Here is a 24,944-nt window from a genome sequence, read left to right as displayed (position 1 = left end):
CGGCAACATCTTGATCGAACGGCTGCCCCAAGGCAGGGTGCTAATCCCCCAGCTTGTACAGGAGACGGTTGATGCTTGCCGGCGTCGCACTCTTACTGGCGCCGATGCCTGCCAGGGCGCTAACCAAGACGTCGCTGCCCTGCATTGCGGCCTCGAAGAACCGGCGGGCGGCGTACGCTGCGTTGGAGGCGCTTGCGGCGGTGCCTTGGCTGGCGGAGTAGCTGGCGCCGCCCTTTGGCGTCACCACCGGCATGCAGGCGCGGCGGGCTTGCGACGCGACTGCCGCGCGATCGTCCGGATGAATGGGGCCTGGCCATGCGGCCTCGGCGTCGTTCAGCTCGTCGTCGTCAAACCAGACAAAGGTCCGGTCGACGCGGCCCCAGCGGTCCTTTTCCACGTACAGCACGCTGGCGCTGGCGTAGCACTCCACACCAGGGGGCTTGCCGATTTCATTGTGCGGCAGGGCCAGGCGCGCCAGGAAGACCTGTCTGGGCATGGCGCGCACCTTCAGCATCGTGCCGGGAATGACGTCGCAGACGTCGGCCGGCGAGGCATAGGTCTGGTAGCCGCCTGGACTGCGCAGCTCCAGGCGGCCGTCGGGCAGAACGCGCTGGAAGAACAGAAAGGGCAGCTCCAACTGCCCGTAGCCCATTTGTGGCGCCAGCTGCATTTCGCTGATCTGGCGCGCGTCGTTCAGCTGCACACGGTCCAGCGGTTGTAGGCCGAGGAGCTTTCCCAGGGACACACAACCCAGGCCAGTGTCAGTGGCGCTTGCTTCGGTCTGTAGCGCAACCTGGTGCCAAGGCCACGCTTGTTCGGTCGTCGCGACTTGCGCCGCCTGTTCGCCGCCTCGTGCTTGTGCGGTGTCCATTTAGCCGTGCACCCGTTGATTGAGGAGGCAGGTCGCTGCGTTCTCCATGCGCTCAGCCTGCAACACCATACGGGTCGCCTTTTCGCGCAGTTCAGCGGCACTCTCGCGCAGGCTCTGCGCCGGTGCCCGCCCTGGGCTCAGGCGGACATCCATGTTGAAGGTCGTATCTTCGATGAAGGCGTAGGCACTTTCGGCGCCAACTTGGATGCGGACGTTCATGAGCGATCTCCTTGGATTAAACAGGCGTCCATGTAGTACAACACGCAAGCCATGCGACTTCCAATTGCTGGCCGTAGACAATCATTGGCATGCACCTGGCGCTTGTTCTTGATCAGCGCCGCGTCTGACGTAGCAGTGCGACTTTGCACCCACGGTCGTGGCGTAACGCCCGGACAGCTGTCGCACCGCTACCCGCATTTCCGTCCGTAGCACCGCAACGCGCGCGCATCGGGCGCTTACGCGGTAGCGGTGCAACCCATGGCGGTTTGCCTTCCTGCCGCGTGACCCGACTGTCGCCGTGTCCCAACCACAGTCGCACCTGCCGTGGAGTGGAGCGTGTGTCGCGCGGGCTCTGTACGCGCAGCGACCGTGGCCATGCTGCTTTCCTTGAAGACGTAGTTGAAGTAGTGCGAGCGTGTCGCGACGTGACCATATGTCGATGCGCACTATGGTGCGATGCAGTCACATGCCGGGCGCTTGCTACTGGGGCTGCGGAAAGCATTCGGAAACGAACAACGCAACGCTCCGATCGGCCAGGCAAGAATCGCAGGAAGCCTTTAGATCCGGGCGCTCTGACAATTTGAGTGCGCGTTATTGATGTGTACGATTAAGACGCTGATGGATGCGCATGAAGACCAAAGTGGAGGGTGACCGGCTGCTACCGATCATCCTCCTATCACCCCCAAACTGTGAGGAGTTTGAAGATGACGACGAACATTATGAAACGCGCGGAGGCCCCATGCCGCGCGATCTGATTACCATCACTAAGACCTACAATCACTTCCATTTTTGTTGCGGGCTAGGAGGCGGCAAAAAAGGTTTTAACCGGGCCAAGCCGCAGGTCGGCAACATGGCCGCCACTCTGCGCTGCATCGGCGGCATTGACGTGGATCCTGCCGCGATCCGTGATTTCGATCGCGCAGGTCCGGGCCGTCCTGGCACCGTAATGGACCTGTTCACCCGCGCACAGTACATTGCCTTCCACGGCAAGGAGCCGCCTGCTGGCTGGCGCGAAGCCACTGCTGAAGACATCCGCCGCGCCGCCGGCAACGAGTCGCCCAACATCGTCTTTATCAGCTCGCCCTGCAAAGGCGCCTCCGGTCTCTTGAGCGAAACGCTCAGCAAGACGGCTAAGTATCAGGCCTTGAACGAGCTGACGCTGCGCTGCATCTGGTTGATGGCCGAGGCCTGGGCCGACAACCCTGTCGACCTCATCGTTTTTGAAAACGTCCCGAGGCTGGCTACGCGTGGTCGGCATCTGCTCGACCAGATCATCCAGCTGCTGCAGCAGTTCGGTTACGCGGTCGCGGAAAGCAAACATGACTGCGGTGTCCTGGGCGGTCTCGCGCAGTCGAGAAAGCGGCTGTTGTTAGTGGCCCGCCACATGCAGAAGGTGCCGCCGTTCCTGTACGAGCCACATAAAAAGCAATTGCGCGCTGTGGGCGATATCCTCGGCCGCATGCCATTCCCTGGTGATGAGGCCGGTGGTCCCATGCACCGCATCCCGCGTCTACAGTGGAAAACCTGGTTGCGCTTGGCTCTGGTTGAGGCCGGCAGCGATTGGCGCTCCCTCAATCGCCTGCAGGTCGAAGATGGTTACCTGCGCGATTACATCATCGTTCCCGACATGCACAACGATGCACTGGGGGTGCGCAAGTGGGACAGTCACTCCGGCACCGTTACCGGCAATGGCAGGCCTGCTACCGGCGCGTTCTCTGTCGCCGACCCTCGACATTTCGGTCCAGCCAAGCACAGCAACGAATGCCGCGTCGGTGAGTGGACTGAACCTGCCAAGGTCGTCTCTGGTGCACACGGCACTGGCCAGTGCGTGGCTGATCCCCGCTTCGATTCTGGCACTTACGATTGTGGCCAGTATGGCCTGTGCGGCTGGGACCAGACCATGGGCGCCATCATCAACGTCAAGTCTCCTGGTCAGGGTACTTTTGCCGTGCAAGACCCGCGCCCGCCAAGCGGCCCCCTGTTCTCCAAGTACGCCGTGACGCGCTGGGAGAAGAATACCGGCACGGTCATTGGCGGCGACGACCAGGGCGCCTATGCGGTTGCCGACCCGCGCAGCGCCATCAACAACCGTACCAAGGGCGACGCCTATTTGACCGGCGGCCATTACGGTATCGTGCCCTGGGAGGGCCAGAGCGGCGCCGTCAGCGCGGCCGCCGGTTACGACAACGGGCGCTGGTCTGTGGCTGACCCGCGCATCGATGCGGCGCCGCTCTTGCCCGCGCAGGACGAGAAGACCATTGCAATCATTCGTGCACTGGATGGGACCTGGCATCGCCCGTTTACGACGCTTGAGTTGGCGGCCCTGCAGTCGCTGATCGATCCGGATGAGCACTGGTCGACCGATCCTCAGATCCAGATGGAGATTAACGAACGCAACCGTCGTCTGGGCGTCTCGCTGTGCCTGGATGGCACCAGCGACTCCGCCCATCGCGAGCGGATCGGCAACGCCGTGCCGCCGCTGGCAGCCGAAGCCATTGGCGAGGTGATGGGCATTACGCTGCTGCTGGCTGCAGCCGGTGAGACGTTCATGCTCAGCTCCGTGCCAATCTGGGTGCAGCCCGTTGCCATGGCGCTGTCGGTGGCACAAGGCACTAACGGCCAGATCGCCCTTGCCTAGTCTTTGGCGCCCGGGAGGTCGTCGCACGGCACCGGGCTCGCTGTGGCGGGTATGGGCCGCTCGTGCGAGCCCAGTGCCCAGCATGGCCCGGTTCCTGTCTATCTATGTCAACCAGATCACCAGCTGGTGGTGACCGTAGCCGGCCGGCAGCCGGATGGACCATTCAAGATGACCTCGGTACCGAAAGGAAGAATCCGCGCGCCAGGCGCGGGCGTCAAAGCCGACGACGGCGCCAAGCCACTCATGCGCAAGCAGATCAACATCGACGCCGAGACGTTTGCCCTGCTCACCGCCGTTGGCGGCGACCAGTTGTCCCTGGGGGTGCGTGAAGCGGCACGGCGCCTGGCGGAGCATGCCGACCTGGCGCCGTTCGATCCGAAGCGCCACCGCGCGCGCAGCGCACTTCGGCCGTAAGCGGCGCTCTCGCCTTGCGCTAACTGTCGCGAGAAGCGCCACTGGGAAGCGCCACTGGGTCAGCTCCCGGTGGCGTCGAGACAGCACCGACTCGGACTCTACCTGTCGCACCGCAACTGGCGGCCGGGACGGCAATGCTGGCGTTCGGTGCGAGTGCAGTTTATTGGTCCTAACCGTCCACTTCGGCCTGGTCCAGCTGCCACTATCATGGCAGCTGTCCGTCACACCACCACGATTCTGGCGTGGCGTAGCGCCGCAGTCATCACGGGAACTGGCACTGTCACCGTTCCTCTGACAAACCGGCTGTGGTGCGTGAATGTCGCTGGCGCTGGCGTGCGGTGCCTGGTGTAAGGCTAGATCCTGAATACGTGGCTGTGATGCGCTGCTCCCGTCGATATGAACGTCGGCGCCATGATCGCCCCGCGAGCGACCGGGGGGGGCGGGGGGCTTTGCTACAGGCGATGGTCGATTTTCAAGAGGGCGTTTTGCCATGCTGGGATGTCTTTCGCGCCGTACAAGTGCTCCGCCTGCGGCAGCTGCTGCTTAGCGCCGGTGATGGGCTGAGTGGGCGCGCGCTGGCGTTCAGTGTTCTACGCCTCAGTGTGCAAGATCGCTAGGCGGGGCTGTGGTGGGGCGCCCCGGCGTTTTCAACGCCCTTTGCCCGAATCGGCTAAAATTTTGCCCCCTTTGCCCCCTTTGCCCCCTTTGCCCATTTCCTTTTTTTTGCCGATATACCCACCATGCCTACCTCCGACCGCCTCAGCGAACTCCATTCACTAATCATGCGCGAAACCATGCGCGCCGAGGCCGCTGGCGCCGCGCCCGCGTTCAGCACCCTGCAACCGCTCTATGCGGAAAAAAACACCAATGGGGTCGACCTGTCGCAGAGGATCGCTCGCCTGTGCGACGTCGAACACCTCTGCGCCGACATCGCAGCCTCCCGCTTCACACTGGCCAACATCAATCCGCTGGTGTGGAACGACGACCTCGAAAACGCGCTGCGGGAAGCGACGTTCCCTGATAGGGTGACGGGCGGGCAGATCGAGATCCGTTCGCTCATGGACAGCTACTACGGTAGCTGCTGGACCGATCAACCTGAATCGCAGTTCGCCTGGGACACCTTCGGTGTTGCGCCGACGAAGGTGCGGATCGAGTCGACGGTTGGCCGGGTGCTCGCCGCGCTCATGCACCCAAATGATCCCTACTTTGGCTTGCACCTGTATGCGGGCTTGGTGGAATACCGCCGAGATACGGAGCTTGCGAAGTGGGTTAGTACGGTGAAGCTCGATGGGCTGCTCGACAGCGAAGGGCGCAGCCTCGCACTTGCCCTGTCGGTTGTTCGCGACGACTTTCAGCAAGAAAGCGAAGTGCGCATCATCTACAGCCATCATGAAGAGGATTCGTGGGTGCAGGCCAACGTCACCCTTGCGCCGCATCTGGACAATGACAAGGGCTTTGCGCGCATCCCCTGCAGCTGGTCTGGCCTGATCGACTCCATTACTGTGCGCAGCAACATGCCTGCCACCGCTAAAGCGCGCCTGACGAGCACCCTGGCCAGCGCCGGATTGTCCGTTCCCATCGTGGACAGTGCCATCGTCTGATCGGTGCGCGCATTAGGCGACGGTCTGGCCAGCTATGGGCTGACCAGGCGCCTGCCAATGTAGTGGTGCGTCGACGCGGCGTGTCCCGCACCAGCCGAGGGCGGGATCCATTAGCTTTTGGTAGTGCATGGCGCGCTGAGATGTTGCGGCAGTGCGACGAGCGAGGGCTAGCAAGAAAGAGTTGGCAAGGATGCGACGAGGGCGCGCTACATCGGTGCACGCCGGGCGGCCGCGAGGAAATGAAGAAGCCCCGTTCACTCTAGGATGACGGGGCTTGGTTTGCATGTCCTGACCGCTTGTGCCTGTTCGCTACGCTACCAGCTGAAGGATCTGTTGACCGTGCGCGCCCGTACCGGACAATTGCAGTTCGTAATCCATGTCGTGTTTTTGCAGGACGGTCGTGGTTGCCTCGGCCACCAGCGCTTGCGCCGCCAGGCGCGTCTCTGCGTCACTCGAGGCCAACGATCCCACGGCGCCGCAGTGGCCAAAGTGATTGCGGTACTTGGTCTTTTCGATGTTGGAGATCTCCTCGCGAATCTCCTTGTCGAGCTTTTCCGCCCCTTCATACTGCTGCCAGAACACGTCATTCACGACCCTGTCGTTCGGCGGCAGCCACTGCCGCTGTTTCCCTACCATGCGGTTCAAACGGTCAACGATCGCCTTGTCGCGGGCGAAGAAGTGAATCGTGCCGGCGCCAGGGTAATAGCGAACATCGAAGTAGGAGCTGGAGATGCGCGCGCCGGAACACAGATCCCGGTAGTGGGTTTTGAAAACATGCACCAGGCTCACTTCGGGCTCAAGCTTGCCATCGAGCATCGCAAAGACCTTGTCGAAATCAGCGAGGCGCTGATAGGAACCCGAATCCAATTCCGATTTGAAGGCAGTAAACCGCGGCAGGACGAAGCGGTGGGTGCGAAGGCGCATTCCGCAGGTGCGATGCCGGTCGTTGCTCTTCCAACCCTTGAAGTACACGGCGTTGTCGCTGTGATACTTGGTGATCGAGTCGAAAACATCGCAGGCCATTTCGATCTGAAGGTCGCCTTGCTTTTCGATGACCCCGAGCAGGAAGCCGTAGATATTGTTGACGGTGAATTCCAGCTGCTGGATGTTCACAAATTCGGCCGTTAGGCGCTGTTGCGCCTGCGACGAGAGCCGGTCTTTCAACGAGGTCGACTTCAGTACGCCGGTCCATGCGCGGTTCTTCAGATCCTTGTAACCTTCATGCAGCACTGACATGACGTCCAAGGTTAGCGTGCGCGTTTCGTTTTTCGTGGGCGCGGCGCCCAGTTCGGTATTGCTCTCACTGGTAGCGCCTGTCTGCTCCATGGTTTGACCCAGGAGGCTTGCATAGTAAGTGGCCTTGGCCTGAGCAAACGTGGCTGCGCGCAGAGCACTTACGGCCGCATTGAAGGCCAGCACCATGTTATCAATGGAGCGGTTCGGCAATGCCAGCTGTTGTTCCTCTTTGAAGCCGGCGGCCAGGCCTTCGGCGCTCTGGCGCTCTTGGCGCAGATCGTTGAAGAGGTTGCCGGTAATGTCGGCTGCAATATCGGCCTGCTTGCGCAGGTACACCAGGGCGATGACGACATCGGCCGGGCGTTCTGCATCAGGCCCATTGAACGCATTTTCGATGAATTCGACCTCGCCGTTTTGCTCGATCAGACGCACGAGCTGCTTGCGCTGCGCCGAATTTGGATTACGGATCGTTTCGGCGTTGATGATGGCGACAATTTCGCCATCCCACAAGATGTCCCACGCGTGTAGAACGTGTTGGACCCCGTAGGCGAATGGCGGGTTCATGATGATGTGCGTCAGCCACGCACCCCCGGTGTACTGCAGGAAGTCATGACCGACGATCGTGTGTTTTTGCTCGCGCAAAGTTGGATGAAATTTTGCATCGATCTCACACACATCAAAGGGCTGATCGCGATGCCGGAAGTGGTATTCCATGGAAGCGGGCCGGCCCTTCAGTAGATGCCCTTCGCCGGCGGAAGGGTCCATGACCCGGATGAAGTTTCGGTTCTTGAACTTGTGCCACGCCTGGTGCGCTAGCGCGATGGGGGTTGGATAGAATTGAAAGTCCATTTTTATGCAGTCACGCTTAGATGACGATCGGTTGGGGGCGGATGAATTGAGGCTACGCCCTTGATCCTCGAGATTCAAATTCGCATGACTGGCTAGTTGGCCGGACTGTTCTAAACTCCCGTGTTACTTGCTGCTCAAGCTGTAATGTGTGTCGCCATATTCGCCTCGCTTTAAGCCTGACGAACACGTGTTGGCCTAAGTGAAGCGGCAGGTCAACAAACGATTTATGCGAGCGAAGTGCGATACGAAAAAACTCTCACTTGGCGCCTTACAACTGCACACGCGTACCTTGGGAGAAATCCGTGCACAGACGGTGCAATAGTGGGAAATATGGCAAGAAATATTGCATGGAAAAGTATAAAATGAGGCAATTCGAATTCTAATCCCGCGTGGGAAAATGAATGCTGGTCGCTTGTACAAGCCAGCGGTAGGGCCAGTTCAAACCAGCAGGTATTGTGGCAGCCCGCTAGTCGATCAAAATAGATTGCCATCGCAAACAAAAATCTAGGATAGTTGAATGAAACTAGCAAGACTACTTTCGGCGAGTATTTTTATCGCTATGACGGCAATCGGATGCTCAAAACACACCGAGAAACCCGCCGCGGCTCCCACCGCCGAGAGCGATAAAACAACGAGCCCCAATGCGAAAGTAGTTCCAGTGGCTCATGAAGGAGCATATGAGCTCGCTGACGTCCTTCTTTGGGCTATGCCTGATGCCAAGCCAGGCGAGAGCAGCCTGCCAGACATCCAGGACTACAATCGCTTCAAGGGCATCGTCGCTAACATTAAAGTTTCCAAGACGAATTTAGGCGGGTATGAAGGGCAAATTCTTATCGCCGCTGACGGAAAGCGCGCGATCGCAGAGAATATTGAAGACGACTACAAGTGGCGTGTATTCATTACAGGACCACAAGTGGGCGCCAGTGATATTGAATTTGAAAGTGGCCGAGCAATTGTTGGCGACATTGGCCCTGGCTATCTTAGAAAACATAAATTCGACGTTTTGGCGTTGTCGTGTTTCAGCGAAGGGGGAACGTCTAGCAATGCCTCGGTGCTGTACCTTGTCCGCTATCCGGGAAAGGCACAGTCCCTATTAACCTACTCCGTCAGTACGGGGTCCGGCGGAGTCTTTATAAGCTATCAACTCCATTATGGTCCCATCGAGTGGTCAGCAATTCCAGGAGCCACGACGCCCAATTACCAGGGGGGTATGCAGAGATTCGGCGATTGCCCGTACAAAGACCTCATTTGATGCGGCTGGCCGGTGCCTGCAATCGCCACCAGACGGACCAATAATTACCGCGCCCGATCGAGCTTATTGTTCTGCTCGTCCTTCGCCGGCCGTGGCTTGGGCCATGGCCTGACATTCCAGCGAACACCGAACGCCAGGTGATTGATCGGGCGACCGCCGAACCGGTGCGCCGGGCCGCTAAGTGGGCAATGGCTTGCCGAAGTCTTGCCGCCAGATGGCAGACCCCTAACACGCCAAAGCGCCACGCCATCCATGGCGCCCTGGCGGTGTGGTTCGCAATCTAATTGCTATGGGGCCTTGTTCTCCGGCTGGCCCAACAGGTCCTGTCGTTGCTGACGCCAGGATGCCTGCACCACCGGGTCACTGACCGCGTACAGGCCATGTCCGCGACGCATCACCAGATTGGTGGCTACCAATTCGTTGACCACCGGCTGAATTTCCTCGACACGCACTTCGCGCCCGACGGCGGTACTGTAGGCTGTCGCGGCCTCGCCGGAAAACACACCTTTGGCGTCACCGTCACTCGAAGCGATACGGTCAAAGATCGCTTCGGCGAGCGTGCCCAGCTGCTCGATTTTGATCAATTCGACGTCGGCATTGGCGTTGCGCAGGGCCTGGGCGATGATCTTAAGCGCGTCATCCAGACTGACGCGGGTCTGATCACCCGCCAGCAGCTGGCGTAGCGCGCGTGAGAGATCTTCCGGACGGTGTCCGAGCGTGACGAACGCCTCGTAGACCGCCTGGTTCGATGGGAGTTCGGTCCGGCCGCTGGCGCGCAGCTTGGCCATCAGGTCGTCCACATAGTCTTGACCCAGCAGGGGGTAGTCAACTGTAGCGGCGCCGTGAAAAGCTTGTGTCTTCTTGGTCGTCAGCTCCCGCACCATGGAGCGATGGGATCCGGTTCCGATGAAGAGGAAATGCCCTGGCGTAGCAATCCTCAGGTTGACAGCGTCGCGGGCGGCCTTCAATGCCAGTAGCACGTCGTTGCCTTCTTCGGTCGCCATCGCTTGCTGAACCTCGTCAACGATCAGTACCACGTCACGCTGGGCTTGGTCCACAACTTCAGTGATGACTTGGGCGAGGGTGGCGCCGCCCGGTGTGCCGACGCTGTCGACTTTGAAGCCAAACTTGAAGCCGGCCGCTCCCAGTTCAAAATTCCGGATGGCAGAGAGGCGTTTGAGCAGGGCCGAGCCCGGCGACTGCAGGTCGATCAGCGCCTTCTTGAGCGCGTCGTGAATGAGGGTGCTGGGATTGGCCTTCACGTCGGACCAAAGGTCGGCGTAGATGACGAGGGCCGCTTCCTTCTCCAGCGCGGGAATCAGGTCGCCTTTGACAAAGCTGGTCTTGCCAGTACGACGGTTGCCGGAAATAAACAAACCGGAGCGCAGATGGGCGCTGAGCACATCCGGGTGGATGATCTGCTTGGCCATCTGGGCCGCCAGCTCTGGGCGTGCAAAGTACTGGGTCATGGCATTATTCCGTTTTATGGATTAGCAATAATTATAGTCTATCCATAATTCTCAATAATTCAAGTCGGCCGACGCGATGCGTGTCCTGGCCAGCCCGATGCGCCGGACGGGCAGGTAGCACCGCCTCCGCATCACCCGGCGCACACCATCACCGGCCGCCCAACGTCATGGTAGTACGCTCCCGCCTTGCGTAGTACCGCCACTATGCCGTCGTGCCCGGTAGCGCCGCAACAGCAGGTGGGCGGTTGCTGGCGCGTATCGGTGTGGCTTGAGCGTGGAGCTGATGCAACGCTCGTCGCTGTGACGCGGCCCGCCCATCGGCTTCCTGCCAAACCCGAAGTGGTGCGTGGGCGTCGTTGTCGCTTCTCGCGCAGCGCCCGGGATGCACCTCCCGCAGGTTCGGTCCAGTGCATAGCACCCTTCTTGAGGACCTGGCCGGCATGCGCTGCCGGTGGCCAGCTTCGCTCGTGCCGACCTGGTCTCTCTGGCCATAGGCGCCATCCACGTCGATCGACCGCGCAAGCTTGGCCGGGATCGCCATTGGAGTCTTGCGAGCAGGCTGGGCCGATCTTGAATGCGCTGGCCACAACGGTAGAATGCGGGACATGAAATGCGGGGTTGGTCAACGCTTCGTGGACTCGGTCATAATGCTGCGCGGTTATTGCACATGACCAGCTCGAAGGAGGCTGATGAGATGCAAAGCACGTTGCGATGCCTTGTGGTGCGCTGGGCGCCGGCGGCACCGGCCGCGCCGGACGGCTACCCCAGCATGCTTGTACCCGGACACTGAAATTTAACCTGGACGCTGAAATGGCTGATGAACTGAAGTACCACGAACAAAGCGAGGGCTGGACCCACGAATATCTGCCAGACGGGCACTGCGTGTGCTTTCAACGGCCCGGCGAGATTGGCGGCGGTTATGTGACCGTTGATTTTGAACGGCGCACGTTTGCCACAGGATATGCCCGCCCTCGCGTGAACGCCGCCACGGTCGAATACAAAGGCAAGGGCTGGCAGGACAGGATTGTGCGGGACGCGCTCGATCACCTTGAGCGGGTGATGACCAGCTGAACGGCGGGCGACGAACATTCCACTGACCTGGGACCTTAGCCATGGGACATAGAACTGTGACCGTGATGGATCGTATCTCCGACGCCGAGTTTCGGGCGCAAGATGGCACGGTGTCGATGAAGCGCGAATACGGCAGCACCCCGCACGGCAACCCCATGGCCGGGCGCTGGGTTCTTCGTGATGCCGCCGATGTTATGCTGGACTTTGACCGGTATGCTAACGACCTGGCCGAGCGCCATGCGCTCAAACTATTTTGAACTGAAAAACGACCATGACCACAAGCGCGTTTGATGAAATGATGACTTTCCACAAGACCCATGCCAATGTCCATCAGGGCACCTGGGCCAGTGAACAGTTCCACCAGCGATCGGTGGTCGAACTGCAGCAGTTGGCCCGCGACGCTGAGCTTGGTCGTAAGCTGCGTGAATTGGTCGGTGGTGGTAAGTTTGACTTGACCGACAGCCCAAAATCGTTCGTGAGCACCTGCGTGCAGCTGGTGTCTGACCAAGCGGCGGCCGATCAATTCTCGCAGGAGGAAGTCGGCCTGCATGCCGCCGGCCGGTGCGATGAGGCGACCTGCCGGGTTTGCGCCCAGAATTATCCTGACATTGCCGCTGCTGCCCGCGTCAAGCTGCCGGCAAGGGCGCAGCCAGCACCGGATGCCTGACCAAATGGCCAGCATGGAAGCCCTCGTGCCCGCGGTGACCTGGCACCTCGACGAGATCGACGCGGCGAGGATCGGTGAGCAGTTCCTGCGTGAGCAGGCCCAGGCCCACCACGAACTGGCGCCGCGGCGAGTGCCGCAGCCCGACGACGCTACGCAGGCGCTGCCGTACAAACTCGTGGCGCTTTTGGACAGGACCGACCGCATGCTGGCGGCCTACGTGCTCAATCGCGATTGCTTTAACCGGACTCGCCTGGCGCTCATCGTCATGCCTGTTATGGCAACTGCGCCTGGCGTCGCCCCATAACCAGACCCATCCTCCCATGAATGGATGTCCCTGGCACGAAAACCTTGCCGCTGTCGGAACCATATCGTTGCCTTCGGAGACAACCTTCCAAGCCGCGTACTGCGAGTCAATCTTTTCTGCTTAAGATTACCAAAATGGGCATCTTACAGACGGCCGTTAGTGCTGTCTCACTTCTATACTGCCAGAAATTTCAATCGCTCGCGCACTCTGCACCAGCCCATTGCGGGGAGACGCTTTACAGATGAGCTCCATTAGAAAAGACGAATCCCGTGAGCGCTTCACAAGGTCCAATTCGCCGCTATGCGTATAGTTTAAAGCCGCGCGAGGAATTTTCCACGGGGGAGAGGAGGCTGCACTTTCTCCGCGTGATGCTCAATCTTGAGCCTGATGTGACCGAGACCGAAATGGCCGCCGGGTTAGGTATCACTGAAGATGAATTGCGGCCTCTGCTGTCCTCTGGAGTCGAGTTGCCTGCTGAAGTGGGTGAACGCATATGGCCCTGGTTGCTGTCGAGAATGGCGGAAAGTGCTGCGCGAAATGGTAATCCAATGTCGCCGCTGGTGATTGAATTCGACCTGGTGCACTGCTTACGTGAAGCGGCCGGGGTACCTGTTGTCGCCGATCCAGATCACGATACGATCCATTAGCGCCGGTTGACTCTTGTCCATCTCGCAGCCTTGTTCCCCACCAATCCATTACGTTGAACAGGACGTTGCGGTCGCTAGTGCTTATTACGTGTTGTCTTTCTTGCCTTGCAATATCAACCTCACTGAATGGGAGTCGTGAAATGAAAGAGTCTTTTGGACTGGCAGGCCTCGCTCTTGCAGGCGCTGCGGTGACCTATGGGATGAACTGGGTAATGGGCACGCAGGATGGCGGGGCCTGCCGCCTCGCCATTGTGGGGCTGCTTACCATGGGGGCCTTGGCTGGTAGCATCGGGTTGCTGGGCCTGGTCATTCGCACCCTCGATCGCAAAAAAAATCAGTCGTAAAGCAGTAGTACGGTAGACGTCATGGGGTAGCGAAAAGGGATCGAGAAAAGGAATACCCAAGTGAAGGTGAGACCGGCACCGATGCCGCGCGATGAGGTTGAAGCGGCGGTCAAGGCTGTCCCTGGAACGAAAACTTTGCCGCTGTCGGAACCATATTTGCGGTCGTCCGGATGAATGGTGCCAGCCCATTGATACGGCCTGTCGTTCAGATCCTGGTCATCGAACCAGACGAACGTGCGGTCGACACGTCCCCAACGATCCTTCTCCACATAGAGCACGCTGGCGCTCGCGTAGCACTGTGGCCCAGGTGGGGTGGCGATTTGGTCGTGGGGAAGTGCCGGGCGGGCCAGAAAGGCGCGCCTATCCGTGTGCTCGGCGTGTATGGACCGCCGTTCTTATGCTCGCGCCGAACGCTCCCAACCCTGCAGTCTGCCCAGAAACCTCCGCCGCGGCTGCGATCGCCTGCGTTGTCACCGCCACCGGTATTCCCAAGGCGCGGTAGGACGTTGCGTCACCTCTATGAGTAACCATCCATTGGCATTTACTCCAGGCTCGGACGGCTGGTACACCCAGGCTGCTCCATCAACTTTTCGCTATCGGCGTCCACACTGCGTAGCTGAAATAAGAGTGAACGGCCGAGCGTAACGTAGGCTGCCTTCGGCTGGTTACCGGAAAAATAATCTGGTTTGAAATACGCATCCCCGTATTTGGCCTTGGCCTGTTGTTCGAAGGCATTTTTCTCGCTAGCGCTCATCGTGTCGGGGAGCTTGCGGTCAATGTAGGTCAGAACGATCTTCGGCCGACCTTCACTAAGAATCGCGTGAAACTCAAGTTTAATGGGCTGCCCGTCACTCGCTTTCATCGACGCACGGAAGCCGCTCGTTTTGCACAGCACCTTCACCGTTTGCGAATACTGCCGAATAGTTGGTGCATCCATGTCTTGGACGGCTGCCCACCAGACGCGCTCACCCTTGTCGTTCAGCCCGAAAGCTCCTTGGATGTGATTTGGCACGAAGCGGAAGATGCGCTCCACCTCATCGAGTGGTAATACCGTGGCCTCTTGCAGCGTCATACCCAGACAGGCCTTGCCCAGGCAAACCCTGTTCGAAGGTTCCGGTGTGGCGCCGGTCTTGGGTGGTTCGGATACCTTGCCAGCCGCGCGCTCTGGTTCCCTTGCAGCTGGTGTCGTTGCGCTGGCCATGGCCGATGCCGCCACGACCTTGCAGAACTCCTCCTTGGCCGCCGCATCGTTGGTAAATACGCCGCCCGGCGTAGTGAGCGTCAGTGTCAGCCTTGCGCCATGCCCGGCATCCTCGACGGCCAGGTTCAGTGGTATCGGCCGGTTAGGCGTGGATCCATGCAGAAGTCCAGACAGCAGGTGCGCTGAGCGATCGACCTGGAGCACCGTGATGCCTTCTTTTAGCAGGTACTGGCTCGCGGCTGTAAAGGCTGGGTCGGCCAGGACGTCTGACACTTGCGCTGAGGTCGTGAATTTGTAGCCTGTGATGAAGTTGCCAGACGCAACAAAATTTGTGTCACAGTCTGATGCCTGGGCCGCCATGCAAGCAAGCAGTGCTGGAAGGGAAATTGCGATGTGCTGCCGTGTCGATAAGCGCATAGAGGGTCTCATTCGGGGGACCCTGGCGGCACGTTGGCGCACTGGGTCCGGGTTGGATCATGCGGTCTTGGATGAAATTAAATAAATTGCATTGCGGCAATTATAACCGGGTAACCCTGCAACCACCACAGGCGCCAAGTCATGTCGTATCGGTGTCTGCATTGCCGCTTGGCGCCGGCATTTCATTGGCGGACTAAGCCTGCCACAATGCCTGCCGAACCGCTTTGTGCGTGCCTAGATACCGCCCTAACCGCTCAGCGCGCGGGCAGTGTCCTCGTCCTTCGAACTGTCTGGTGTCGTTCTTGGCCATGTGATCATTGCGCCGGGCGCTGGCCGGCTGTGGGACCGGACGCACGCTGCTGGAAGGGCCGCTCATTGTGCTCGGGCATACGTCGCACTCTCAGGTTGCTGTCTGGGCGCTTGCATGCGGCGATGTCCATGGTGCCTTTGGTGGCGGCGCCGTCGGTGCCGGCCGCCGCGGGCCATTGGCGCGTCATGTCGGTCACGGTGATGGGCCGAGGTTTTGAGCACCGGCGCGGGACGTATCGGTTGGCCAAGGCCGGGCATCTTCTCGTGGGGTAGGAGAAGGGCTCGGAAGCTGTGGTGCTTTGGGAGTGCGGCGCGGGCAGGCAGTTCCGAATGCTGTTTTTACTGGGCGTGGTGCTTGCATGGTGCTGTCCACCCGCTCGGCGACCCGGCGAGGCAGTGGTTGTGTGTGCCTGCAGCTGGCACCTTCGTGATGGTGCGCGGGCCGTGCTGGGGAGAGCGACGGCCGACGTGTCGCTGGGCCTCGTTTTGATGCCTACCGCTGCCTACCGCGCGCGCGGCGTCACGTGCGCAATTGCCGGCGTAGGCATAACGCCGCTCAGGCGCCGGTCAGTACATAGTAATTCAGCTTGTGCGCGCGCAGTGCCGTCTCGACCACCTTGACCTCCTCCTTGAGTGCGAGTTTGGTGGCCAAGGTGCCTGGGCGCTTGGCTTGGTTGCGCTTCCTGGTGACGGCGGCGCTAAGGCGGCGCTGTTCCGCTTTCCACTGTTCTTCGGTCATTGTGCCCATGGTGTTCCTCGCAAGCGTGTCGGAAGTTGTTGCCGCTGGCGCGGCGCGCGGTGTTGGCCGTCTTGGCATCGCCCCCTGCGATCTGACGATTCGCCGGGGGAGGGGGCCCGATCAGGTCGGGCCTGATGATTCACCGAATGCACCCAGAGGGTAGCTCCACGTGGCCGGGTTGAGGAGAATTTGCGGCGTGAAGGTTTCCCCCATGGCCACTTCCAGCCAGAATCGATCGAGCTCCGGCACCACGCCCTTGGCTGCTGTCTGCACGACGGAGGCGCCGCGCTTGATGGTCGTGTTGAACAAGGTCTCGTAGTCGGAGATGCTTTTGAAGTGCGTGGGCATGTAGTGCTTGAGCATGGCCCATTGCTTAGGGCTGCCGAAGATGCAGGCCATGCATGAGGTACGGCCCAGGCCCAGGTGGTAAGCCGGGTGCGGATTGACACCGAATTTGCGGAAAATTTCCCACACCTGCTGTTCGGGCCAACCGTGGACGGCGCGGTAGACATCGACCCAGCGTTTGACACGCGCACCATTGCGATTGTCGGCACGATGCGGCTCGAACACCTTGTACTTGGCCCGTGCGGCCGATTCTTCGGCACGCTCGCCGGTGAGCACAAGCGTCTTCCCCTGACGGAACACGGGGTCGTTGACGATGTACGACTCGCCGACGCTAATCTTCAGGTAGCTGCTGCACCAGCGCACCGACAAGTCGGCCGAGACCTGCGGGAACTTCTTGCGCGTGTTGAGCTTGCCGTCGCCACCGATCTGGCGCTTCTCACCCGACTGGGTATAGAAGTGCACGGGGGCGGTTGGCGCGTTCTCGCGCAGCATTTCACGTTCGAAGCCGCCCTCCTTCCACGAGAACGACAGCCGTACGCCAAAGGCCTGGGCGAACTTGACGCAGTAGTCCGTCGTGATGGGCCAGTCCATCAGCTTGGAGCCTTCACGGCCATCGACCAAGTGGTGATGCAGCTCAATTTTATCGACCGGAATACCCTGGTCGAGCAACCAGAGGAAGCAAGCCACACTATCTTTTCCACCACTGAAGAAGACTAAAAATCTATCGTAGTCGCTGAGGTTTGGACGCTCGTGGGGCTCGTAGGCGATGGGGTGGCGGATCGGCGCGGGCCTGGCCAGGCCGCAGTGGATGAGCTCTTCATCAGAAAAAAGGGTTCGCATGATGGGCCTTTTGAATGCGTGACGCTGTGGTGTTTTGGATGCCTTCAGCGTACGTGAGGCGACCCGCCGATTCCAATTGCCACGCGTGTGCGCGAGGGGGCGGACGGCCGTGCTGGCGCCGGTCGGCTGCCGGGCATGACGCCATTGCCTCTGAGGCGCAACGTTGCGTCAAGCAAAGGACCAACTGAGCCCGCGCGCGCCTCGCGCAGCTGCAGTTGCGCCTGTGGGTAGCGCGGACTCCGGCCTCTGTGATGGGGCTACTGGGGCACCTGTTGTGGTTATGGCGCCACCGGGCTGCTCGTATGGTGTAACTGTCCGGTGGGTCGGCGCCCGGGCTTAGAGGCTCGATCCGGCGCAGGTAACACCGCCACCCGCCGCGCGGCGTTATGGTAGGACGAGGCGGGCCACGGTAGCGCTAAAACGGTGTCTACGCTGGTTGCGCCGTTACGCTCACCTCGGACCCTTGCTCCGCCACCGCCACCGCCACGATCGAGCATCGAGCATCGAGCATCGAGCATCGAGCTGCTCGTGGCCCCGGATGGGACGCGGCTTACCGGGTTCCTGCCAAACCCGCAGTGGTGCGTGGGCCCCGTTGTCCGTCGTCGCCCAGCGCCCAGCGCCCACCACGGGGTTACCCAACCATTGATTCGGGTGCGTCCGCGACAAACAAAGCGCGCGCACAATCCCGCGCGGCCATCGTTGACAACGGCCACACGAGCCCAGGCTGAGCAACGGGCCCGGCAATGGCGACTCGATGGCGAGGCGGCACTCGAAAATAACAACCAGGCGTGGGCCAAGGAGTGCTTTGCCAAAGCGCTCGACTGGCAAACCAAGGTCAATGAATGGGACGCCGAACCTGTCACTGATATGGCGCGATCGAGGCCGTATTTGAAAGTTGGCTTCGCCGATGCCGCCAATGGCGCTTGATGGCGTAGGCGTCCCCTGTCGGTGACCATGCACACCTTCGCGCGGTGGGCCGCCAGCACGTCTTGCGGTGCGAAGGTGTGGTTGTCGGCTAGCCGACCAGCCCGTGCGGTGAGGCTCTTCCCGGCCCCCACTGAGCGGGCGCATTTCGACTTGCCAAAATCATAAATTCCGAATAGGATTTGAGGGATTCCCCGGTGCTAGGCACCTATCAAGGCAAGCTGCCAGCCGGCCACAAGGCAAATCGCAGTCTATCGACCTAATCCGGCCACCCGGCCACCATCAAAATCGCCACCCGCTAATAGCGGTGTGCGCTACCACAATTCAGGAAAGCGGACTTCCGTCTTTCCGGAATCGCCCCTACGGCCATCTGGCTCGAGGGAATTCAACCACCCGCGCGGGAACGTTGTCACTGTTCCCGTCAAGGGATAGGTGCGGCTCCGCGTTTCAACAAGGAGTAGAAAATGCACAATGAAAAGTTGACCGTTCAATCAACCGACATCAATTCATCTCAGGAATGGGCGAGTGATCCCAACATGATTGAGGTGTACATCACCCAATCATTCCTGGACAAGGCCGAGAAGTGCGTGGGTTTCATGAAGGAAAACGGCGTCGATAAGGTCACAATCTGGTGGGCCTTTGGCTACGAGCTGTTCGAGAACGTCAATGGCGTCGACGAGGGCGACCTGAAGGGCCAGGAGATTGTGAAAGGTGAGAACGACGAGGAGTACGTCACGTTCGATCCCGAATACTGTCTCGAAGGTTGCCACGCCGAGATCTACCAGGATGGCGACATCAAGGCGCTATTCCCGTTCAAGCACACCAGTGAGTCATTGTGGTGCGGTATTGGCGCCCTGAACGATCTGAAAGCCAGGATGGCCACCCGTTTGGTTGAGGAGGCCTGATATGATCAGCACGGCATTCCAAGTCACCGAGATCGATATCGAGAACGTGCTGCGCGACTATTCGTTGCGCGTGACTGATACCCAGGGCAAGTCATTTGAAATGATGGCGGCCGAGGTGCTCGATGAGATCGACAGCGAACGCGTCGAAAAGGCCGCGCTGGATTCCGGTTGCGACCTCGATGAGCAAACCCAAGGTGCCCACGACGAGATCCACAAGATCCTGGTTGAAATTGGCGTTCTGGAGTTTTAAGCCATAATGCATAACCCTAGCCCCGGCCATCCATCACGGATGCGTCCGGGGCTTTTTTTTCGCAATTGGTCCCGGTGATACCAGAACGCGTGTTCGTCTTCAATGTAATGCGTTGCGAGCCTATGCCCCTCTCTGCAGGGCTGGGGGCGTTAGCACCACACCAAGCTCTTGGAGCGGCGAGAGGTCTACGTTAAAGCCGAATAAGGCCGAGCCGTGGCTGGCCGCCTCCTGGCGCCCGTTCTCGCGCAGCACGCCGAACTTCAAGCGGCCCTGGACAAAGAGCACGGTGCTGCAGGCGCGCAGGGCGCGCTGAAAGTTCTTGGTGTCCGGGTGCGCGGGAATAAGTAGCACGACCTTGTTGCCGCGCCGGCCTTCCTCGATGCAGCGCTCGACCCACCGTTCGCGCGCCTCGCCGTAAGGCGGGTTGCAAAACACCGGGCCGGTATGCCAGGGCAGGGCGCAGCCATCCATGGGCAGGTGGTAGAAGGTTGTGGCCTTTGTAGGGTTGTCAGGCTCTGTGCACGGGTCCAGACCGATGCCACCCAACAGGTTGCGCACTGGCTCGAGGACGTACCCTGGCGTGAGCATGGCCTGGCGCTGGTGGTGGTCAGGCCTGCGGCGCTTATCGTTGTCGAATCGGTAGGCTGCGATGCGCATGGGGCAGGAGTCGGGTTAGATGCCTGCCAGCTTACGTGGGGTGTGGTGCAATTGCCATTTGTGGCCGATGGCGCCCAAGCCCACGGTATCTTCCCCTGCTATTGGGGCGCCTTTTGGATGGCGGCCTTGTGTGCCTTAAGCACTTTGGCGGTGAAAACTTCGCACCGATTCCCCCGCCGTTCATACTCTTCGAAACCCACAATGAACGGCGTCAGCATGGAAAGCGGGAACAATCGCCGATAACCTGCGGAAATCCGACGTGCCGCGCGAACACCCGCACGATGAATGGCCGCCAGTTCATGCTCGCGCTGGTCTAAGACTTGTTCCACGTTTATTTGAATTGTCCGGTGCACTGCTACTCTTAGAGGCTAAGTTGGCCAGCAACCGACTTGCCTTTTCCTGTCGCCGACCAGCAGCCGCGGTCATCCTTGACGGCCAAGCCCGCGCGCGCGAGCGCCATCATCGTATCGGTGTTGCAAATGCGCTTGCCATTGACCAGTACGCGGGCTCCGCCTCCCGGCTCGGTGGTCCAGCCATTGCCAATCCATTGCAGGACTCGCCTTTGAGCATCAGTCAATTCCATCGTGTTCCTCCATCTAGTTGGCCTGGCCGCAGGCTACACGTTCGACGAGCCATCCGTACCGTGTTTCATCGTGGGAGCGTACCAGCTTGACTGTGCATTCCTGGTTCGTGCCGAAGACCGTTTTCACCGTAGCCGTGCCCGCCTGGATAACCGGCTCTTCGTTGACGCGAACCGGGTCGGCTCCCTGCGACTGGCCAACATACTGCGCCGCCAGCAAGCGCGCTGCTAAGGGCGAACCAGGCGGCGCTGTTACCGGCTTGGTCAGACCACGATACCCGATGACGCCAAGAGCGATGGCGACGACAAAATACAGCAGTTGATTCCTGCGCACGACGTTCATGCTCTGCTCCTAACGGAAAGCTTGTTTCAGCAGCATTGCGGCTGCGGCCACTGCGAACACACCGAACAGCGCGCCCTCGGCAAGGGCGACACGCAAATCCCAACGCTTGCGCCGCTCGATCGCTTCGCGAATCTCTCGTACATTGCCGCAAGCTGGCGAGATGATGAACGAGACACCGCCGTCGGCGGCAAATGCGACAGTCACCAGCCGCCTTTCGATCGCAGTGCGCAGCAATTTTGGGTACGGTAGGTGCTTTGCCGCCAGTTTATGGAACATTGGTCGCTTCCGCTTCAATCTTCGTGGGTTGGATTGTCGCGGCGAGCCAGTGAAATGAGCTCACACGACAGCATGTCGCAAACAATCTTGTGCCACGTCTCCTTTGAATAAGGGCCGTTGGTCCAGTCATTACCCGCGCCGGTTGATCGGAGGGCGTCCTGCAGGCCCAGGTACCCCTCCGCGCCGGCGCAGGCGTTGATGTGGTAGACGCGTTGGTCCGTAAATAGGTTGACCAACACGCAGTCGCCATAATCCTTGATCTCGCAAAGCGCCTGTGCAGAGAGGTAGGAGCTCGTTTCGCTCAGCCACCCGGCAAGCTCGGGGTAGTGCTGCTTCAGCCAGCTGAAGGGGCGCATCACGAATTTGCGCAGGCCTTTTTCATCGAAACCGTATGACATATTGCTCATCACTCAGATACCGCTGACAGCAGACTCTTCGACACCGCTGACTTTGGCCACGACCGCGACCGCGTGCTTCATGGCTTGTTCTTCGGAATCGAAGAAGTGCGGTCCCGCATCGGATGGGTCGTAGGGATTCCACACCTTTTCGGCGCCCTTGGCGTCGCCGCCCCAATTGTCCTCGATATACCAGCGCCCATCGGCGCATTCGACTACCATTACCTCGCAGCTATGATAGCCTTCTGCCGGCGAGTAGCAAGACACATGTTCGTGCCCCACCGTATTGAAAGCGCGGTGTCCATCCCAACGCTTCCCGTCCCAAAATTGCTTTGCCAGTGTCATCACATGCCTTTCGTTATCGGCCATTGGCCTTTATGGTTCTGTAGTCGTTGATCCAGACCATGGCCATCACGCGTGCATACCGCGGATCGGTGCCACAGAATTGCTCCAGAAGACTAGCAAGACTGGGCGTGATCGCGAGGGCCACTTGCGCCGGCGCGCTGTAGGTCAGGGTGTCATGGATCGCGGCCAGGCCGTCGAAGAACGCTCGGACACCCTGTTCGGTAGCCGGCGTCGTTGGGATGCCCTGCGTTGGTTGCGGTAGTTGCGTCATCTGAATATTTCCCCGGTAAGTTACGCCGAAGCGAAGGCGTCATTCCAGCACGATAGGGCAACTTGTACATTGCCGTCGTCGACGCCCCCGAATACATCCTCGAAGCGGTCCCCAGAGTCCGGTTCATGGCCGCATTTGCACTCGGCCCAGACCTCGCAAAGGTCCTCCGCAACTTGCGCGGAATGGATGGTGAATTCGGTATTCTGGCCGCACTTCGGACAGGGGCGAATCTTGTCGTTCGGCTTGAGGAGAATGCGGCGAGTGGTCATAGCGGTTTGCCGGTCAGATCTGGTTGGCGCCGACGCGCAGCCAGCCCTTGGACGTGGACTTGATCTTGCCCGCCTTGCGCAGTGCCTGGAGCCGGCGATCCAGAATGCGGAAGGCTTCTGCCTTCCCCGCTTCAGCGGCGGCGATGCGCTCGCATTCCGCGCGCACGTCACGCACGTTGATCGCACTGCACATTTGCGGATGGCCGCCCATCTTGTTCATGATGGCTTTGTCCAGATTCTCGTATTTGCTCATCGTGCATTTTCCTTGTTGGTTTGTGCGGCGGCCTGGATTTTGTACAGATCGGCGGCGTCGTAGCAGCCCAGGCGAGTGGCAACATGCACCTTGTCCCGGGCGCCCAGCACTGTCACGCCTTTACCAAGCAAGAATGCCTCGACGTCGCGTTGCTGGCTGTCCGTTCCATCCTGACGTTGACGGTGCTGTGGCGTGTCAGCCAGCAGTTGTTGCAGGTGGCCGGCGGCGACGGTGACCGACACTCGGCTGTTCCCGCGCTGCATGATCTGGTCGGCCTGCTCCTTCGATACGGCGCGGGCCAGTTCTTCCGGATCGGCTTCATTAACGATCGATACCGCGACGCCGTGCTTACGGCCCTGATCGCGGTAGTAGTCCAGCACTTCCTTTTCGCGCGCACTCAGCATCGCAAAAATCTTGCCGTTCAAAGCTTGGATTTCCGAAATCGTCGGAGTTTTCATAGGGATGCCTTGTAAGCTCTGGCTTCCGGCCAGCGTCGGGACGCAGCGTGAGCGTCGGATTATTCCTATGCCTTTAAGAATTCTGCCCATGCCTCATCGAGCGCGCTCAGCGCGCCGGTATTTTCCCCGACAGCAGCGACGATGTGGCGCCGCCACTCGAGCTTGGTCGCTCGGCCACCTGGTGACGCTTTGTCCATCACCGCGTCCTTGGCCAGGTCGCCTACAAAATCGTCTCGTCCGCTCTGCGTCTTCAGCCACGCACGGAACGAGCGGGACGGGCGGTCCATCCAAGGGCTCACGATAACGGTTGCCTTCGTGCCGGCGATGTCGATCTGCGAGCCATCGTCGCGATCATGTGTAAACGCCATCGCCCGCTCGATGATCGACTTCATCTCATCGTGCGTAATCGCCGCGAGTTCAGGCGTATCCGGTATTTCGATGCTGATTTTCATGCCATCTTTCGTTCGTCGGCTGCCGGCCGGTGCGGGGCGCCACCAGGGCGCGCTTGTCGCTGCTCTAGTGGATACCGGTCGGATGGGCTGCCCGGACGTGGTTGGCCCATTCAATGATGGCCTGCTCACGCTGAATCGGCGCATCAGGGTACATTTGCGCCAGGCGCAACCGCAAGCCATCCAGCCGGCCGATTTGCTCGTCCTTGGCGACCCGCACGGCTGAACGCAAAATGTCGAAGGTCAGATCATCCACAGCATTTCCTTAGTTCGTTGACTTCGAGTTGTTTACCACGATTTCCGGTTTTCGGCCAACTACGCGGGCGTGGCCATGTTCATCGATGGCCACCATGTCGCCCGGCCGCGCGCCCGTGGCGTCGATTTTTGCGGCCAGCTCCGACTTGCTGCCCTGTCTCGTTGTGCCGAGGGCGGGCTCGCCAAGCGCATCGACATGCAGCTGCAGTTGTCCTTGCTTGCGGCGGCGGCCGGCGAAAAGATGAGCAAAGATCGAAATGAGGTAGTTTCGGGCCATGGCGAAAGTCTTCCGGTTAGCAGTTGTTCCATGCCCCGGTTTCTACCAAGGCGTCCTCGTAGGCCAGCGGCGCGCTGGCGGCACGATCTGCGCGCCACGCATCATCCTGGTCCTGCCGGAGCTGGCGGCCGGCCGCGGCGCCGTCCTCACCCAGGATCTGCTGTTCGAATGCGGCGCCCAATTTTGCCAGCCAAGGTCCGTTGCGAGGCATGGTGTTTCCCCCTTAAGCCGTTTGGCTGATTTCGTCTTTGACATCTGCCCAGCCAACGACCGTGGTGGGCATCAGTTCGCCATCGGACTCACGGTGCTTTCCCCGGACGACATAGTTGCCTTCTTGCAGTAGCTCCGCTACGTTGCAGCAATTGTCCTTAGTTTTATACGTGCCGAGGATCATGAACTTGCCGCCGAGCGTCAGCGGACGGAACTCGAAATAGTTCGACTTGCCGATCCGTCGCACCGGCACGCTGCATTCCCAGCCGCCCGAGACGGCTTCCAGTCGCACCACGTCGCTGTCCCAAAGACCGCGCACAGGGTTGCCCGCTTGGTCTTTCACAGCCTTGAGCTTCACGTTGTGGGGGCGTGTCGATTGCATGTTCATAGTTTT

The 24,944-nt window shown here is 60.1% G+C and carries 36 protein-coding genes; 13 read left to right on the top strand and 23 right to left on the bottom strand.

The window, feature by feature from the left end; translation table 11 throughout:
• Nucleotides 1–40: 40 nt before the first annotated feature.
• Together GTP90_RS02185 and GTP90_RS02180 are read right to left on the bottom strand one after the other, a co-directional pair.
• Nucleotides 41–703, bottom strand: coding sequence for a hypothetical protein (locus GTP90_RS02185; RefSeq protein WP_161081924.1), 663 nt, complete (start codon nucleotides 701–703; stop codon nucleotides 41–43).
• A gap of 168 nt (nucleotides 704–871) precedes the next feature.
• Nucleotides 872–1,090 carry a hypothetical protein gene (locus GTP90_RS02180; RefSeq protein WP_161081923.1) on the bottom strand — a complete coding sequence of 73 codons (219 nt, stop codon included), beginning with the start codon at nucleotides 1,088–1,090 and terminating at the stop codon, nucleotides 872–874.
• Between the two features lie 739 nt (nucleotides 1,091–1,829).
• Here GTP90_RS02180 and GTP90_RS02175 point away from each other — a divergent pair.
• The 3 genes from GTP90_RS02175 to GTP90_RS02165 all read left to right on the top strand — a co-directional run bounded on the left by GTP90_RS02175 (nucleotide 1,830) and on the right by GTP90_RS02165 (nucleotide 5,743).
• Nucleotides 1,830–3,728: a DNA cytosine methyltransferase gene (locus GTP90_RS02175; RefSeq protein ID WP_161082104.1), complete on the top strand. Its 1,899-nt coding sequence runs from the start codon at nucleotides 1,830–1,832 to the stop codon at nucleotides 3,726–3,728.
• A 168-nt stretch (nucleotides 3,729–3,896) separates the two neighbouring features.
• Nucleotides 3,897–4,142, top strand: coding sequence for a hypothetical protein (locus GTP90_RS02170; protein ID WP_161081922.1), 246 nt, complete (start codon nucleotides 3,897–3,899; stop codon nucleotides 4,140–4,142).
• Nucleotides 4,143–4,882: 740 nt separating this feature from the next.
• A complete protein-coding gene (locus GTP90_RS02165; protein WP_161081921.1) occupies nucleotides 4,883–5,743 on the top strand; it encodes a hypothetical protein in 861 nt (286 codons plus the stop codon).
• A gap of 309 nt (nucleotides 5,744–6,052) precedes the next feature.
• Here GTP90_RS02165 and GTP90_RS02160 read toward each other — a convergent pair whose 3' ends face one another.
• Nucleotides 6,053–7,828, bottom strand: a complete 1,776-nt coding sequence (locus tag GTP90_RS02160) for a DUF4942 domain-containing protein (protein WP_161081920.1) — start codon at nucleotides 7,826–7,828, stop codon at nucleotides 6,053–6,055.
• A 517-nt stretch (nucleotides 7,829–8,345) separates the two neighbouring features.
• Between GTP90_RS02160 and GTP90_RS02155 the strand changes: the two genes are divergently transcribed.
• A complete protein-coding gene (locus GTP90_RS02155; protein WP_161081919.1) occupies nucleotides 8,346–9,080 on the top strand; it encodes a hypothetical protein in 735 nt (244 codons plus the stop codon).
• A 287-nt stretch (nucleotides 9,081–9,367) separates the two neighbouring features.
• Here GTP90_RS02155 and GTP90_RS02150 read toward each other — a convergent pair whose 3' ends face one another.
• Nucleotides 9,368–10,549 carry an ATP-binding protein gene (locus GTP90_RS02150; protein ID WP_161081918.1) on the bottom strand — a complete coding sequence of 394 codons (1,182 nt, stop codon included), beginning with the start codon at nucleotides 10,547–10,549 and terminating at the stop codon, nucleotides 9,368–9,370.
• Nucleotides 10,550–11,359: 810 nt separating this feature from the next.
• On the opposite strand from GTP90_RS02150, the gene GTP90_RS02145 reads away from it, so the two are divergent.
• From GTP90_RS02145 to GTP90_RS02120, 6 genes are all read left to right on the top strand, one after another.
• The gene (locus GTP90_RS02145) at nucleotides 11,360–11,620 is read left to right on the top strand and encodes a hypothetical protein (RefSeq protein WP_161081917.1); all 261 of its coding nucleotides are present in this window, start codon (nucleotides 11,360–11,362) and stop codon (nucleotides 11,618–11,620) included.
• Between the two features lie 65 nt (nucleotides 11,621–11,685).
• Complete coding sequence (locus GTP90_RS02140) at nucleotides 11,686–11,877, top strand: hypothetical protein (RefSeq protein ID WP_161081916.1); 192 nt, start codon at nucleotides 11,686–11,688, stop codon at nucleotides 11,875–11,877.
• A 14-nt stretch (nucleotides 11,878–11,891) separates the two neighbouring features.
• Nucleotides 11,892–12,287: a hypothetical protein gene (locus tag GTP90_RS02135; RefSeq protein WP_161081915.1), complete on the top strand. Its 396-nt coding sequence runs from the start codon at nucleotides 11,892–11,894 to the stop codon at nucleotides 12,285–12,287.
• Between the two features lie 4 nt (nucleotides 12,288–12,291).
• Nucleotides 12,292–12,591 (top strand): hypothetical protein, encoded by a 300-nt coding sequence (locus tag GTP90_RS02130; RefSeq protein ID WP_161081914.1) that lies wholly within the window; start codon nucleotides 12,292–12,294, stop codon nucleotides 12,589–12,591.
• Nucleotides 12,592–12,860: 269 nt separating this feature from the next.
• Nucleotides 12,861–13,238 (top strand): hypothetical protein, encoded by a 378-nt coding sequence (locus GTP90_RS02125; protein WP_161081913.1) that lies wholly within the window; start codon nucleotides 12,861–12,863, stop codon nucleotides 13,236–13,238.
• 140 nt (nucleotides 13,239–13,378) lie between these two features.
• Nucleotides 13,379–13,582: a hypothetical protein gene (locus GTP90_RS02120; protein ID WP_161081912.1), complete on the top strand. Its 204-nt coding sequence runs from the start codon at nucleotides 13,379–13,381 to the stop codon at nucleotides 13,580–13,582.
• On the opposite strand, the gene GTP90_RS02115 is transcribed toward GTP90_RS02120, so the two are convergent.
• The 4 genes from GTP90_RS02115 to GTP90_RS02100 all read right to left on the bottom strand — a co-directional run bounded on the left by GTP90_RS02115 (nucleotide 13,573) and on the right by GTP90_RS02100 (nucleotide 17,433).
• Nucleotides 13,573–13,860: a hypothetical protein gene (locus GTP90_RS02115; RefSeq protein WP_161081911.1), complete on the bottom strand. Its 288-nt coding sequence runs from the start codon at nucleotides 13,858–13,860 to the stop codon at nucleotides 13,573–13,575. The genes GTP90_RS02120 and GTP90_RS02115 overlap by 10 nt on opposite strands.
• 263 nt (nucleotides 13,861–14,123) lie before the next feature.
• A complete protein-coding gene (locus GTP90_RS02110; RefSeq protein WP_161081910.1) occupies nucleotides 14,124–15,200 on the bottom strand; it encodes a hypothetical protein in 1,077 nt (358 codons plus the stop codon).
• 865 nt (nucleotides 15,201–16,065) lie between these two features.
• Nucleotides 16,066–16,257, bottom strand: coding sequence for a hypothetical protein (locus GTP90_RS02105; protein WP_161081909.1), 192 nt, complete (start codon nucleotides 16,255–16,257; stop codon nucleotides 16,066–16,068).
• 111 nt (nucleotides 16,258–16,368) lie between these two features.
• A complete protein-coding gene (locus GTP90_RS02100) occupies nucleotides 16,369–17,433 on the bottom strand; it encodes an adenine nucleotide alpha hydrolase family protein (protein WP_161081908.1) in 1,065 nt (354 codons plus the stop codon).
• Nucleotides 17,434–18,132: 699 nt separating this feature from the next.
• Here GTP90_RS02100 and GTP90_RS02095 point away from each other — a divergent pair.
• The 3 genes from GTP90_RS02095 (at nucleotide 18,133) to GTP90_RS02085 (ending at nucleotide 19,512) form a co-directional block, all read left to right on the top strand.
• On the top strand, nucleotides 18,133–18,360 hold the full coding sequence (locus GTP90_RS02095; protein WP_161081907.1) for a hypothetical protein: 228 nt from the start codon (nucleotides 18,133–18,135) through the stop codon (nucleotides 18,358–18,360).
• A gap of 461 nt (nucleotides 18,361–18,821) precedes the next feature.
• A complete protein-coding gene (locus GTP90_RS02090; RefSeq protein WP_161081906.1) occupies nucleotides 18,822–19,262 on the top strand; it encodes a hypothetical protein in 441 nt (146 codons plus the stop codon).
• Between the two features lies 1 nt (nucleotide 19,263).
• Nucleotides 19,264–19,512 (top strand): hypothetical protein, encoded by a 249-nt coding sequence (locus tag GTP90_RS02085; protein WP_161081905.1) that lies wholly within the window; start codon nucleotides 19,264–19,266, stop codon nucleotides 19,510–19,512.
• A gap of 120 nt (nucleotides 19,513–19,632) precedes the next feature.
• Here GTP90_RS02085 and GTP90_RS02080 read toward each other — a convergent pair whose 3' ends face one another.
• From GTP90_RS02080 to GTP90_RS02010, 15 genes are all read right to left on the bottom strand, one after another.
• Nucleotides 19,633–20,169: a DNA N-6-adenine-methyltransferase gene (locus GTP90_RS02080; protein ID WP_161081904.1), complete on the bottom strand. Its 537-nt coding sequence runs from the start codon at nucleotides 20,167–20,169 to the stop codon at nucleotides 19,633–19,635.
• Between the two features lie 361 nt (nucleotides 20,170–20,530).
• A complete protein-coding gene (locus GTP90_RS02075) occupies nucleotides 20,531–20,752 on the bottom strand; it encodes a hypothetical protein (protein WP_161081903.1) in 222 nt (73 codons plus the stop codon).
• Between the two features lie 13 nt (nucleotides 20,753–20,765).
• Nucleotides 20,766–21,092, bottom strand: a complete 327-nt coding sequence (locus GTP90_RS02070; protein WP_254451686.1) for a hypothetical protein — start codon at nucleotides 21,090–21,092, stop codon at nucleotides 20,766–20,768.
• 9 nt (nucleotides 21,093–21,101) lie between these two features.
• Nucleotides 21,102–21,368, bottom strand: coding sequence for a hypothetical protein (locus GTP90_RS02065; protein WP_161081902.1), 267 nt, complete (start codon nucleotides 21,366–21,368; stop codon nucleotides 21,102–21,104).
• 14 nt (nucleotides 21,369–21,382) lie between these two features.
• The gene (locus GTP90_RS02060; RefSeq protein WP_161081901.1) at nucleotides 21,383–21,766 is read right to left on the bottom strand and encodes a hypothetical protein; all 384 of its coding nucleotides are present in this window, start codon (nucleotides 21,764–21,766) and stop codon (nucleotides 21,383–21,385) included.
• Between the two features lie 12 nt (nucleotides 21,767–21,778).
• Nucleotides 21,779–22,132 carry a hypothetical protein gene (locus tag GTP90_RS02055; protein ID WP_161081900.1) on the bottom strand — a complete coding sequence of 118 codons (354 nt, stop codon included), beginning with the start codon at nucleotides 22,130–22,132 and terminating at the stop codon, nucleotides 21,779–21,781.
• Nucleotides 22,122–22,379 carry a hypothetical protein gene (locus GTP90_RS02050; RefSeq protein ID WP_161081899.1) on the bottom strand — a complete coding sequence of 86 codons (258 nt, stop codon included), beginning with the start codon at nucleotides 22,377–22,379 and terminating at the stop codon, nucleotides 22,122–22,124. The genes GTP90_RS02055 and GTP90_RS02050 overlap by 11 nt, the downstream gene beginning before the upstream one ends.
• 20 nt (nucleotides 22,380–22,399) lie before the next feature.
• Complete coding sequence (locus GTP90_RS02045) at nucleotides 22,400–22,648, bottom strand: hypothetical protein (RefSeq protein ID WP_161081898.1); 249 nt, start codon at nucleotides 22,646–22,648, stop codon at nucleotides 22,400–22,402.
• 13 nt (nucleotides 22,649–22,661) lie between these two features.
• A complete protein-coding gene (locus tag GTP90_RS02040; protein WP_161081897.1) occupies nucleotides 22,662–22,901 on the bottom strand; it encodes a hypothetical protein in 240 nt (79 codons plus the stop codon).
• Complete coding sequence (locus GTP90_RS36340) at nucleotides 22,898–23,359, bottom strand: hypothetical protein (protein ID WP_175047949.1); 462 nt, start codon at nucleotides 23,357–23,359, stop codon at nucleotides 22,898–22,900. The genes GTP90_RS02040 and GTP90_RS36340 overlap by 4 nt, the downstream gene beginning before the upstream one ends.
• A gap of 65 nt (nucleotides 23,360–23,424) precedes the next feature.
• Complete coding sequence (locus GTP90_RS02030; protein WP_161081896.1) at nucleotides 23,425–23,811, bottom strand: YozE family protein; 387 nt, start codon at nucleotides 23,809–23,811, stop codon at nucleotides 23,425–23,427.
• 64 nt (nucleotides 23,812–23,875) lie between these two features.
• Nucleotides 23,876–24,064 carry a hypothetical protein gene (locus GTP90_RS02025; protein WP_161081895.1) on the bottom strand — a complete coding sequence of 63 codons (189 nt, stop codon included), beginning with the start codon at nucleotides 24,062–24,064 and terminating at the stop codon, nucleotides 23,876–23,878.
• Between the two features lie 9 nt (nucleotides 24,065–24,073).
• A complete protein-coding gene (locus GTP90_RS02020; RefSeq protein ID WP_161081894.1) occupies nucleotides 24,074–24,340 on the bottom strand; it encodes a hypothetical protein in 267 nt (88 codons plus the stop codon).
• A 16-nt stretch (nucleotides 24,341–24,356) separates the two neighbouring features.
• Nucleotides 24,357–24,551, bottom strand: a complete 195-nt coding sequence (locus GTP90_RS02015; RefSeq protein WP_161081893.1) for a hypothetical protein — start codon at nucleotides 24,549–24,551, stop codon at nucleotides 24,357–24,359.
• A gap of 12 nt (nucleotides 24,552–24,563) precedes the next feature.
• Nucleotides 24,564–24,938, bottom strand: coding sequence for a hypothetical protein (locus tag GTP90_RS02010; RefSeq protein WP_161081892.1), 375 nt, complete (start codon nucleotides 24,936–24,938; stop codon nucleotides 24,564–24,566).
• Between the last annotated feature and the right edge of the window lie 6 nt (nucleotides 24,939–24,944).

The sequence above is a fragment of the Duganella vulcania genome, from assembly GCF_009857655.1.
Classification (GTDB): Bacteria; Pseudomonadota; Gammaproteobacteria; order Burkholderiales; family Burkholderiaceae_D; genus Rugamonas; species Rugamonas vulcania.
The sequence above is the reverse complement of the archived record's forward strand: the minus strand, read 5'-3'. Positions and strand labels throughout refer to the sequence as shown.